This window comes from Orbus sasakiae (assembly GCF_039542345.1).
Lineage (GTDB): Bacteria > Pseudomonadota > Gammaproteobacteria > Enterobacterales > Orbaceae > Orbus > Orbus sasakiae.
The window spans coordinates 153,319-165,927 of record NZ_BAABHY010000001.1; the positions used below are offsets into that span (position 1 = coordinate 153,319).

10 protein-coding genes are annotated in these 12,609 nt (G+C 38.4%); 5 read left to right on the forward strand and 5 right to left on the reverse strand.

What is annotated here, in order from left to right; translation table 11 throughout:
* Window positions 1–113: 113 nt before the first annotated feature.
* Complete coding sequence (pbpC, locus tag ABEA36_RS00645) at window positions 114–2,456, forward strand: peptidoglycan glycosyltransferase PbpC (protein ID WP_345487670.1); 2,343 nt, start codon at window positions 114–116, stop codon at window positions 2,454–2,456.
* A 13-nt stretch (window positions 2,457–2,469) separates the two neighbouring features.
* On the forward strand, window positions 2,470–2,898 hold the full coding sequence (ndk, locus tag ABEA36_RS00650) for a nucleoside-diphosphate kinase (RefSeq protein ID WP_345487672.1): 429 nt from the start codon (window positions 2,470–2,472) through the stop codon (window positions 2,896–2,898).
* A gap of 42 nt (window positions 2,899–2,940) precedes the next feature.
* On the opposite strand, the gene raiA is transcribed toward ndk, so the two are convergent.
* From raiA to purM, 3 genes are all read right to left on the reverse strand, one after another.
* Window positions 2,941–3,264 carry a ribosome-associated translation inhibitor RaiA gene (raiA, locus tag ABEA36_RS00655; protein WP_345487674.1) on the reverse strand — a complete coding sequence of 108 codons (324 nt, stop codon included), beginning with the start codon at window positions 3,262–3,264 and terminating at the stop codon, window positions 2,941–2,943.
* Window positions 3,265–3,505: 241 nt separating this feature from the next.
* The gene (purN, locus tag ABEA36_RS00660) at window positions 3,506–4,144 is read right to left on the reverse strand and encodes a phosphoribosylglycinamide formyltransferase (RefSeq protein WP_345487676.1); all 639 of its coding nucleotides are present in this window, start codon (window positions 4,142–4,144) and stop codon (window positions 3,506–3,508) included.
* Between the two features lie 53 nt (window positions 4,145–4,197).
* Entirely contained in the window at window positions 4,198–5,235 is a 1,038-nt protein-coding gene (gene purM, locus ABEA36_RS00665; RefSeq protein ID WP_345487678.1) for a phosphoribosylformylglycinamidine cyclo-ligase, read from the reverse strand.
* Window positions 5,236–5,917: 682 nt separating this feature from the next.
* Between purM and rpsO the strand changes: the two genes are divergently transcribed.
* The 3 genes from rpsO to lplT all read left to right on the forward strand — a co-directional run bounded on the left by rpsO (window position 5,918) and on the right by lplT (window position 9,871).
* Window positions 5,918–6,187 carry a 30S ribosomal protein S15 gene (gene rpsO, locus ABEA36_RS00670; RefSeq protein ID WP_345487680.1) on the forward strand — a complete coding sequence of 90 codons (270 nt, stop codon included), beginning with the start codon at window positions 5,918–5,920 and terminating at the stop codon, window positions 6,185–6,187.
* A gap of 298 nt (window positions 6,188–6,485) precedes the next feature.
* On the forward strand, window positions 6,486–8,630 hold the full coding sequence (gene aas / locus ABEA36_RS00675) for a bifunctional acyl-ACP--phospholipid O-acyltransferase/long-chain-fatty-acid--ACP ligase (protein WP_345487682.1): 2,145 nt from the start codon (window positions 6,486–6,488) through the stop codon (window positions 8,628–8,630).
* 62 nt (window positions 8,631–8,692) lie between these two features.
* Window positions 8,693–9,871 carry a lysophospholipid transporter LplT gene (gene lplT / locus ABEA36_RS00680; protein ID WP_345487684.1) on the forward strand — a complete coding sequence of 393 codons (1,179 nt, stop codon included), beginning with the start codon at window positions 8,693–8,695 and terminating at the stop codon, window positions 9,869–9,871.
* A gap of 51 nt (window positions 9,872–9,922) precedes the next feature.
* Here the strand turns inward: lplT and nhaC are convergent, their stop codons facing one another.
* Both nhaC and ABEA36_RS00690 read right to left on the reverse strand, forming a co-directional pair.
* Window positions 9,923–11,383, reverse strand: a complete 1,461-nt coding sequence (gene nhaC, locus ABEA36_RS00685; protein WP_345487686.1) for a Na+/H+ antiporter NhaC — start codon at window positions 11,381–11,383, stop codon at window positions 9,923–9,925.
* Between the two features lie 12 nt (window positions 11,384–11,395).
* The gene (locus tag ABEA36_RS00690; protein WP_345487688.1) at window positions 11,396–12,556 is read right to left on the reverse strand and encodes a MalY/PatB family protein; all 1,161 of its coding nucleotides are present in this window, start codon (window positions 12,554–12,556) and stop codon (window positions 11,396–11,398) included.
* Between the last annotated feature and the right edge of the window lie 53 nt (window positions 12,557–12,609).

Genomic DNA, 12,609 nt, shown 5'->3' on the forward strand with positions numbered 1-12,609 from the left:
CTTAATATGAGGTTGTGTCATATAGTGTTCAGCTTAAGATGAAATAGTTTTGATAAATAGCGAGACCTTTACGTCAGTGTGAGATGATAATTAATCCGAGTAGAACATAAAACATGAAATTACATCGACTCAAAAAAAGGTTATTCACACTGGTTGCGATACCGTTTGTCTTATTCATTTCTTTTATTATTGCAGATTATTCTTTTCCACTCCCCATTACCGAAACGAAACCTACTCAAACGATTTTAGCGCAAAATGGCGCACCACTCTGGCGTTTTGCTGATAGCCAAGGAATATGGCGCTATCCCGTTACCTTAAATGACGTCCCCAATTACTACTTGCAAGCATTATTAACTTATGAAGATCGTCATTTTTATCAACATTTTGGTGTCGATCTCACCGCGTTATTACGAGCGAGTTATCAAAATCTTGCAAATGGTAAAATTATCTCTGGTGGTAGTACAATAACCATGCAGGTAGCGAGAATTATTGATCCACATGAACGCTCATTTTGGGGGAAATTAAAACAACTATTTCGTACCTTACAGCTTGAATGGCATTATAGTAAGAAAGAGATTTTGACCTTATATATTAACCGGGCCCCGTATGGTGGCACGATAGAAGGAATTGGGGCTGCAAGTTGGTCGTATTTGGGCAAACCACCAAGCCAATTAACCTACAGTGAGGCAGCGCTATTAGCCGTATTGCCCCAAGCGCCGAGTCGATTACGCCCAGATCGCTATCCAGATAGAGCACAACAAGCACGAGATAAAGTACTTGATCGACTTGAAACATACCATGTTTGGTCATCAGATAAGTTAGAACAAATCAGGCAAGAGGAAGTATGGGCTTACCCACGCCAGTCACCACAACTAGCGCCGTTGCTTGCACGCCGATTAAGTCTTCATTACCCGCACCAAGCAATTATTCATTCTACAATTGATCAACCCTTGCAGTATACGCTGGAAGATTTAGCAATAAATTGGAAAAATCAATTATTGCCCAAAACGTCATTAGCCATATTAGTGGTTGATCATACTGATATGACCGTCAAAGCTTATGTCGGTTCAATTGATTTTAATGATAACAGCCGGTTTGGACAGGTTGATATGATTCAAGCATTACGTTCTCCAGGGTCGACACTCAAACCCTTCTTGTATGCTTTAGCACTTAATGATGGAATCATTCATTCGCAATCATTGCTACAAGATGTACCAAGAATGACAACAGACTACCGTCCGAGAAATTTTGATGAAGGTTTTAATGGACCCGTCAGCGTCAGTGAGGCTTTACAGCGTTCATTAAATTTACCGGCAGTACAATTAATGGAAATTTATGGTGCAAAACGGTTTACCAGTCAGCTTAATTCTGTCGGATTAATGCTTTCATCTTCTGATAATCAGCCAAATATAAGTTATATTCTAGGTGGCGTATCTTTAAAAATGGATCAACTTGTCAGTAGCTACAGTGCTTTTGCTAGGCATGGTAATGTCGCACCATTACGTTTTACGCTAGATGAGCCACTCATTGAAAAGCCATTGATTAATGAAGGGAGTGCCTGGATTACAAGACGTATTTTAGCGATGCAAAATGTGCCAATGCTAAATCAACAAATTGATAATATTGTACCGTTAGCCTGGAAAACAGGAACCAGTTATGGTTATCGTGATGCTTGGGCGATAGGGATAAATCCGCGTTATTTAATCGGGATATGGGTCGGTAGACCCGATGGTACGCCTGTCGTTGGTCAGTATGGTAACCTTACAGCGGTACCGGTTCTACAGCAAGTTAATACGATTTTGTTAAATAAAGAGCGAGGACAAAATCGCCCATTACCAACAGATCCCATGCCCGATTCAGTAACTATCGCCGATATTTGTTGGCCTACGGGGCAAGTTTTACCGCCTCAAGATACAAATTGCCATCGTCAGAAACGCGCCTGGATTATTAACGAGCAGATTCCACCAACGCTCGAGCTACTGAATATTGCTAAACATCAATATTACCAGTCAGGTTCGATAACCTTGTGGCTAAATGAACAAGGATTACGCGTCGCTGCAGATTGTCGCGGTGCGATTGCTAAAAGTGTTGCATTATGGCCAATTTCACTTGAGAACTGGATTTTAACGCGTGAGAGACGACAAACACTCATTCCACCTATTGACTTGTCTTGTCCACCATTAGGGGAAGAACAACTCTCCCCATTACTGATTACCGGCATTGTGCCTAATCAGGTTTTTAGGGCATTACCAAACCAACAAGATTTTTCAGTTGCCATTAATAGTCAAGGTGGTCGTGGTAAACGTTGGTGGTTTTTGGATGGTGATTTATTGGCTGAAACAGATTATCCTACAAGCATTAAACTGGCTTTAAGTATCAATGATAAAGGTCACCATCATTTATTGTTGTTGGACGAAAGTGGACAAGTTGATAGAATATATTTTCAAATTCAATGAAGAGGAATTCAGAATGAGTATTGAGCAAACATTATCAATAATAAAACCTAATGCAGTCAAAAAGAATTTGATTGGTATTATTGAAACTCGCCTAGTACAAGCAAAATTAAATATTGTTGCTATGAAGATGGTGCAATTAACTCGGGCGCAAGCAGAAGGATTCTATGCAGAGCATCAGGGGAAGCCATTTTTTGAACGTTTAGTCGGTTTTATGACATCAGGGCCGATTGTTGTACAGGTGTTAGAAGGCGACAATGCTGTTACTCATTACCGCGAGATTATGGGCGCAACCGATCCAGAAAAAGCATTAGCAGGGACATTACGTTATGATTTTGCTGATAATGTGACTGAAAATGCAGTACATGGCTCCGATTCAACTGAATCAGCTCAGCGTGAAATTGCTTATTTCTTTGCCGATAGCGAAGTTTTTGCTAAAAAATAAAAAAGGCACCTTATGGTGCCTTAATCCTGACTAAAACATTATCTATTCAGGGACATAATCTTTGATACTTTCCGAAGCGCGTCTCGCTTCTGGTTTATGTTGTATTTTATTTAACTGTTTTTCTAGTTTACCAATTAAATCATTCACTGCGCTATACATATCATCATGTTTTGCGGAGGCCACCAGCGGTGATCCTTTTGTTGCAATCGTCGCATCAACAATAAATCCGTCGGGTTCTTTTGATAGGATAAAATGCGGATTAATTAATTGTGCTCGCCATTTATCGAGTTTAGCAAATTTTTCTTCGATATAGCTTCTGATTGCTGGGGTAATATCCATTTGTTTACTGGTAATACTTAAAGTCATAATGACCTCCTTTTGTTTAATAACAAATACCACTAACAGATTAAATACTTACTTACTACATTGGCAAATTATTTCAAAAAGGTCAATATAAGTTTTAACTCTATTTTATTTTTAACCATAATTTTACGAAAAAGAGTTATCAATCAAGCACATTGTGATTGACGATTAAGACACTAAATATTTGTTTGCATAAAAATCACGCGAATTTAAATAATTAGGGATACTAATGATATTTCAGCGATTACTCGTCACCATATCCACTGGCCGGAATGCGTTTATCATCAAGATATGCTGCATCGTTTAGCATTTTCAAACGATTGTCACAAAACCATTTTATAACGAGTGGGTAAATCTGATGTTCTTGAACCAAAATGCGGTCGATAACATCTTGTTCTTCATCATCGGCAAAAATCGGCACTTTGGCTTGTAGTATAATAGGCCCCCCATCAAGCTCTTGGGTTACAAAGTGAATTGTGGTGCCATGTTCCGAATCACCAGCTTCTATGGCTCTACGGTGCGTATGTAATCCTGGATATTTTGGCAATAGTGATGGATGAATATTGAGCATCTTACCGGCATAATGATCGACAAAATCAGGCGTAAGAATACGCATATAACCTGCAAGTATAATTAAGTCCGGATGGTACGTATCAATGATTGTTGCAACAGCTTGATCAAATATTTCACGAGATGGGTAATCGTGATGACTGATAACATGAGTTGGAATGTTGGCTTGACTTGCTCGTTCAAGTGCATAGACACCTGCTTTATTACTGATAACAGCAACGACTTGACCATTTATTTGATGTTGTTGACAAGCATCAATGATAGCTTGTAAATTTGAGCCACTACCCGAAACAAGCACGACAATTTTTTTCATAATACACATTTACCATAATGAAAAGGGCGTAATTTTACGCCCTAGCTAGTTTTTTATTTAATCACGACTCGTTCAGCTGAGCTAGACGATTTTATTTCGCCAAGTAACCAAGCCTTTTCACCATTTTCATTAAGTAATTTGATCGCTTGTGCAACGTCAGATTTTGGCAACGCAATGATTAAACCAACACCACAGTTAAATGTGCGGTACATTTCATGTTTATCGACATGACCGGCTTGCTGTAACCAATTAAAAACAACAGGCCATTGCCAACTCTTTTCATCAATAATAGCTTGAGTGTTGTCTGGTAAGACGCGTGGAATATTTTCCCAAAAACCACCACCAGTAATGTGTGCTATAGCATGAACATCGATCTGTGAGATTAAATTTAAAATTGATTTTACATAGATTTTTGTTGGTGCAAGTAAATGATCTGCAAGGGGTTTACCTTCTAACTGTTCTGTCGCTGGATTTGCACCACTGACTTCAATGATTTTACGAACTAAAGAATAGCCATTAGAATGAGGACCACTTGAGGCTAGTGCAATAATCGCATCACCATCTTGTACTTTACTACCATCAATAATGGCTGATTTTTCAACTACACCAACACAAAAGCCGGCAATATCATAATCATCACCGTGATACATTCCCGGCATCTCGGCTGTTTCACCACCCACTAATGCGCAGCCAGATTGTTTGCAACCATCTGCAATCCCAGTCACCACTGTTGCGGCAACATCAACATTGAGTTTACCTGTTGCATAATAGTCAAGGAAAAATAAAGGCTCAGCACCTTGTACAATAAGATCATTAACGCACATTGCGACTAAGTCAATACCAATTGAGTCGTGTCGATTTAGGTCCATTGCAAGACGAAGTTTGGTACCAACACCATCAGTGCCTGATACTAAGATCGGTTCTTTATATTTTTGTGGAATAGCGCAAAGGGCACCAAATCCGCCTAATCCACCAATAACTTCTGGTCGTTTAGTTTCTTTTACAACTGATTTAATGCGTTCTACAAGGGCATTACCGGCATCAATATCAACGCCTGCATCTTTATAACTAAGGGAAGTTTGGTTTGACACAATATGATTCCTTACCAGAAAGAATAAAAAACAGGCATTATTTTAGCAATGTTATCCCGTGTTGGCGATAGTTTGTTGATGGTTATTTTATTTTATTATACAAACTGTTGCTCAGTAAGCTTGATTGAGCTTAGGCTTAATCCAAGCATAAAATGATACCTTACATCTGTTTGTACTCAAGGGAACATGAGGCAGGAGGGGTTAAATCGTTTGTGAGTGCTATTGGCAAGAATTGGGCTAAATGACGTAATTAAAGCGTATAACACATTTCGCCAACAATTGAGCGGTGCAGTGACGTTTTGCAAGGCTATGTGCTGTTGCGTATCATGATCTTTGATTTATTTAAGGCGTTGCGCTTATTATTTAGAAATAACAATTTTAAGCTAATACTAAAAATAGTGCTGTCTAATACTATTATAAAGGGGGTATTATTTTTTATCCTCATGATGATATGGTTGTTAGTCTTTTGGGTAAATAAAATAGCCATATCATTTTATTGTTCATTGGTTAATCAATAGCTGACATAAAAAAGTCTCAACTTGGCGTTGCTATTTGGGCAAATCATCGTATAATTAGCCGCTATTCATGAGCAACTGTTTATCATTTGCTATGAATCTTGGGGAAGTCACTGAATTAGAGATCGGGTCTTCTTAAATTCATTTAAAATCAATTGAGGTTTATTATGTCTCTAACTGCTGAAGATAAAGCAAAACTTGTTGCTGAATATGGTCGTGGAACTAACGATACGGGTTCTACTGAAGTTCAGGTTGCTCTTTTAACTGCTCGTATTAATGATCTACAAGGTCACTTTTCTGAGCATAAAAAAGATCACCACAGCCGTCGTGGTCTATTACGTATGGTTTCTAGCCGTCGTAAATTACTTGATTATTTAAAACGTACTGATGTTGAACGTTATAATCAATTAATCCAAAAATTAGGCTTACGTCGCTAGTTTTATCAAAAGTAATAAAAAAGGACAATGTAGATTGTCCTTTTTTTTTCGATTTTAAAACGGTATAAGTGATTCTCATCAATAGAATGGTCAAATTTTAACCTATCATGTTATTGTAAGCACAAAAACCTCAAATGTTTAAAATTGATTTAAATCAATTAACTATCACCTTTATAATGACGTTTTTAGTAAAATATTATGGTTTTTTTTACAAAAAATAAACATTGGTGACTTGCTTGGTAATTTTTTATCACTATTATTTTCAATGTGTAATGTTGCACATTTTTGAGAAACTCCCATGGTATTTAAGATAATAAAAACGATTCTAAAAGTTCTGTTCCATGTTCGCGTAAAAGGCAATCTTAATCATTTCAATCAACAAAAACTCATTATTACGTCTAATCATGTCTCTTTTTTAGATGGTATTTTATTAGGCGTATTTTTACCGGTTCGCCCAGTATTTGCGATATATGCAGGTTTTATTGATCACTGGTTAGTTAAAATCGCAAAGCACTATGTTGACTTTGTACCGATGGATCCCACGAATCCAATGGCGATAAAACGCTTAGTTCGTGAGGTCGAGAAAGGCCGACCGATTGTGATTTTTCCAGAGGGACGAATCACAATAACCGGATCATTAATGAAAATTTATGACGGTGCTGCATTTGTTGCTGCAAAGTCAAATGCAACTATTGTCCCAGTTTGGATTGAAGGTGCGGAGTTTACTGTAACAAGCCGTCTTAAAGGTGTACTACGACGTCGTTTATTTCCAAAAATCACAATTCATGTGCTTGAGCCTAAAAATATACCGATGCCACAAGCTCTTAAAGCCAGTGAACGACGCTATATTGCCGGTGAAAAGCTCCATCAAATCATGATGGAAGCAAGAATGGCGAGTCGTCCAAAGTTAACTCTTTTTGATGCGTTTCTTGAGTCACAAGTTCGTTATGGTGCAAAATCACGGATTATCCAAGATCCGACCTCTAAACACTTATCATATCGCCAGTTATTAAAACACATTTTAGGTGTGGGATGTATTGTTGAAAAACTTACCGATAAGAAAGAGCGTGTCGGTGTATTATTACCGAATGCGGTCATTAGTGTCGCGACGATTTTTGGCTTGTCTTTAAAGCATCGCACCCCAACCATGTTAAATTATACTGCGGGTGAAAAAGGGCTGAATTGTGCCGTCAAAGCGGCTGAAGTCAAAACGATTATTACTTCAAGAAAATTTTTAACGAAAGGTAAACTTGAGTATTTACTGGATGATATTAAAGACGTGAAATGGTGTTTTCTTGAAGATCAAAAAAATACCTTAACCATGATGGATAAACTCTGGATTGTCATCCACCAATATATGCCTCGTTTTATTAAATGTAATCATAACTATGAAGATGAAGCTTTAGTCTTATTTACTTCAGGTTCAGAAGGTAATCCGAAAGGGGTCGTACATTCACATGCCAGTTTATTAGCTAATGTCGAACAGATTAGAACGGTTATCGATCCAATGCCAAGTGATCGCTTTATGTCAGCATTACCGTTATTCCATGCTTTTGGATTAACAGGGGGATTACTTTTACCACTCTATTCTGGTAGCCAGACATTTTTATATCCTAATCCACTGCATTATAAAGTGGTACCTGAAATTATTTATGATCAGAATTGCACCATATTATTTGGTACACCGACGTTTTTAGCTAATTATGCACGTTATGCTCATCCTTTTGATTTTATGCGTTTACGCTATGTTGTTGCAGGTGCTGAAAAGTTATCTGAAAGTATTCGGGAACAATGGAAAACAAAGTTTGGTATTCGTATTCTTGAAGGGTATGGTGTGACTGAATGTGCTCCTGTTGTTGCACTTAATGTCCCTATGGCCTACAAATCTGGGACAGTTGGGCGAGCATTACCCGGCATTGCCACGCGGTTAATCAAAGTGCCAGGCATTGAATCGGGGGGGCGCTTACAGCTCAATGGTCCAAATGTCATGAAAGGCTATTTATTAGTTGATAATCCAGGTCAATTGGTGCCGCCGTCGGCGACAGATAATGACGGTAATATGCAAAAAGGTTGGTATGATACTGGTGATATCGTGGATATTGATTCACAAGGCTTTATTACAATAAAAGGTCGTTTAAAACGCTTTGCTAAAATTGCAGGTGAAATGGTCTCACTTGAAACAGTTGAAGCATTAGCCAAATCGGTAGATAGTGAAGCAACACACGGCGCTTCAATTAAAAATGATTCTGCTAAAGGTGAAGCGATTGTGTTATTTACCACTTCACATGATCTCACTCGTGAAAAACTCAATCAAGCTGCACAAGCACAAGGTATTCCTGCTATTGCAGTTCCTCGAGATATTCGATTTATGAAACAATTACCGTTGCTTGGCACGGGTAAAATTGATTTTGTTTCTTTACGTAAAATGGCCGAAGAAGCCTAAGTTTACATATTCTATGATCAATAACCACATCAATATGATGTGGTTATTAGGTAGGAGTGGCTATGAATAATCAAAAATTACTAAATCGAGGTATGGTTGCAACCCTGCTGGCACAGTTTTTCTCTGCCTTTGGTGATAATGCGCTATTATTTGCAATCCTCGCTTTAATTAAACAATTACATTATCCCGATTGGAGTAAGCCTGTATTACAAATGGTTTTTGTTGTGGCATTTATTGTGACAGCCCCTTTTGTTGGACAAATTGCTGACCGATTTTCTAAAGGCCGGGTTATGTTATTTTCTAATGCACTAAAACTGTTTGGGGCAGTGACGATTTGTATTGGGGTTAGTCCTTTTTTAGGTTATGTATTAGTTGGTATTGGTGCCGCCTGCTATTCACCCGCTAAATATGGTATTTTGGGTGAGCTTACCAGTGGTGATAATTTAGTCAAAGCCAATGGTTTGATAGAAGCCTCAACCATCGCTGCAATCTTACTTGGAAGCGTTGCTGGTGGTTATATTGCCGATCTTAATGAACTATTATCGATCATGGCCTGCGTATTAATGTTTGCCGTTGCGATGGTGGCAAATTCATTTATTCCCAAACTTATGCCAGCACGCACGGATGTCAGTTGGAATATCTTCACGATGATTACTGATTTTGTGCATTCAGCTAAGGTATTATTAACCCACCAACAAGCAAGGATCACATTAATTGGTACGAGTCTATTTTGGGGAGCCGGCATAACCTTACGCTTTTTATTAATAGATTGGGTCCCATTAGTATTAGGGATTCATGATAATAAGACGCCGACTATTTTAAATGCTGTTGTTGCCGTCGGAATCGTGGTTGGGGCAGGTCTTGCTGCCAAATTTATCAGTATGCAACACACGATGCGGTGTATTCCAGCGGGAATCTTAATGGGGATTGTTGTCATCTGTTTTACTGTACAAAGCAGCATGGTGACATCTTATATTTTGTTGGTTACGATTGGTATGCTTGGTGGATTCTTTTTAGTGCCGCTTAATGCCTTACTTCAAAATTTTGGTAAACAAACCATCGGTGCCGGTAGCGCAATTGCTGTCCAGAATTTTAGTGAATACAGTGCAATGATGGTGATGCTTGGACTTTATTCGATTACAGTCGCTTTATCTATCTCTGTTCTATGGATCGGTATTGGCTTTGGCATTCTGTTTTCACTTGCTATCTTACTGCTGTGGATATGGCAAAAACAAAAATAATGTAATACGGATGTTATCGCAATCGTCACGCGATAGCATCCGTTAAAAGTATCAATTTTTGGCTGTGTCTATTTCAGCTTGGGCCAATAATTCACTCTGTTGCTGTTTGGTTAATTTAGCAATCCCAAAACCAGTAAACCCCCATAGTGTTGCAAAAACTATCCCACTCCAACATAACACCGCCCACGGTAAATAGCTTAACGTTGCAACGCCTAAGGTTCCCGCCATATATGCGCCAGCCGCTGTCCAAGGTAAAATCGGTTCAAAAATTGTTGCTGAATCTTCAACCGTTCGACTCAAGTTTTTAGGATGTAAACCTCGTTCGATATAAGCATTACGTAACATCTCGATTGGGATTAAGATCGAAATCTGCCCATTACATGTTACCCCAATCATTGTTAAACCACAGGCAATCGTTGCTAGAATCATCGTTCCTGTTGAATGAACTAACTTTAAGAGTTGATGGACAATGACTTCTAAGGCACCACTTAATGCCAGAGTACCCGCAAACGAGAGTGCACAAAAACAGATTAATAAGGTGCCCATCATCGAATTCATACCCCCACGATTGAGCAAATTGTGTAAAATTGCGGGTATCTCTTGATGAATCATACTGACATTAAAACCATCAACAGCGCTTTTAATGATGTCGTGTAGATTGAATCCTTGAATGAAATAGGCATTAAACATAGCAACAACGGCAGATACGAGCATAATTGGAATAGTTGGTTTTTTAGTGATTGAACCATAAAGGACAATAATGACAGGTAACAACATTAACGGATTAAAATGATAAACGTTATTTAATCCTTCAGTAATTAATATAATTCGTTCAGGTACATCATCACTAGCCAGCCCACTATTAAATCCATACACGGTCATGACAATTGCCGAAAGAATTAAAGAAGGTAATGTGGTGTATAATAAATGCCACATATGTTCATAAAGATCAACTTGAGCTGCCAACGCAGCTAAGTTAGTATCGCCTGATAGTGGTGAACACTTATCACCAAAGTAAGCACCAGCTACAACAGCACCAGCAGTCGCAGCAAGATTTGCATCCATGCCAATGGCTACCCCCATAAACGCGACACCAATAGTCCCCGCTGATCCCCAAGATGTCCCCGTACAAACTGATACTAACGATGTGACGAGTAAGGCGGTAACGTATAACATTGCGGGACTGATCATTTTTAGCCCATAATAGACCATCATCGGAATTGTGCCGCCAATCATCCAAGTGCCAATTAATAAACCAACACTAATCAAAATTAGTAACGCAGGCATTGTTTTAGCAATTTTTTGTGAAATAGAGTTTAAAATTTCGTTATAACTATAACCTAATCGTTTTACTAAAAGACCAGCAATAACGGTTGAGATAACCATTAATGGTTCTGGGGGAAGATCAAACGCGGCATAACCACCGCCAAGTAGGATAACCATTGATAATATTGGCAGTAAAGATTCAAATAAAGTCGGCGTTCTTGGTTGCTTATTGCTTGTTATTTTCATGTCAATGTATTCCTAATGATAATATGGATTGCTACGAATAAGGCGCTTAAATGCTTCATCTAATCGTGTCTTTGGTGTGGCAATGTTAATACGGAAGAAACCCTTTCCAGACTGACCAAAACTTGATCCCCAACTCATTTCAATGCCAGCAAGTTCAATAAACCAGTGTTTTAATTGTGACTCGCTGATATTCATGTCACGATAGTCTACCCATAACATATAGGTCCCATCGCTTTGGGTAATATGCCATTGTGGAAAGTGGCGCTGGCAAGTTTGAATAACCCAATTTCGGTTGCTTTGTAGATAAATTTTTAACGCGTTTAACCATTCATCACCCCGTTGATACGCGGCTAAAAAAGCAGGCACTGAAAAATAACCCGGATTGTGGATGCCAGCTGCAATCAAACAATGTTTAAATTTTTGTCGATGTTTATCATTAGCAATCACAATATTTGACACCTCAAGCCCTGCGATATTGAATGTTTTGGCAGGTGAAGTACAAATGAATGAGTTTTGTTCAACAAATGAACTGATGGTAGAAATGGATTGGTGATGTTGACCGTTAAAAATAAAGTCAGCATGTACATCATCAGAAATAATGAACACCTGATATTTTTCAGCGAGTTTTGCAATCTTAATTAAATCATTTTTAGACCAAACCGTGCCTGTAGGGTTATGGGGCGATAATAAGATAAAACAGACTGATTGACTGAATTTGTGTTCTAGGTCGGCAAAATCAATCGTGTATTGTTGATCATGATAGATAAGTTCACTTTCTAATAAGTGCCGCTGATTAACCACAACCGCCTGGCTAATGGGTGAATAAGCAGGTGATAAGATGGTGATTTTATCACCGATATGAGTATAGTTTTGGATATACAGTGACACCGCTTGAATAACACGAGGGCAAAATACAATATGCTCTGGATTGACGTACCATTGATAATGCCGCATAAACCAATTGGCAGTAACGTCATACCAATTATCACTTAATAAAGTATAACCATAAATTCCGTTTTGTACTGATTCAGATAATGATGTGATTATGATATCTGGCAGAGCAATATCCATATCAGCGACAGAGAGTGGAATGATACTTTGGTTACGATTGCACCATTTCGCACTATTAGTGCCATGGCGTGGAATCATTTCTTCAAAATTATATTTTTGCATGAATAGCTACCTTAAATGTATCACTTCGGTCTTATCAAGATACTATGTCGCGT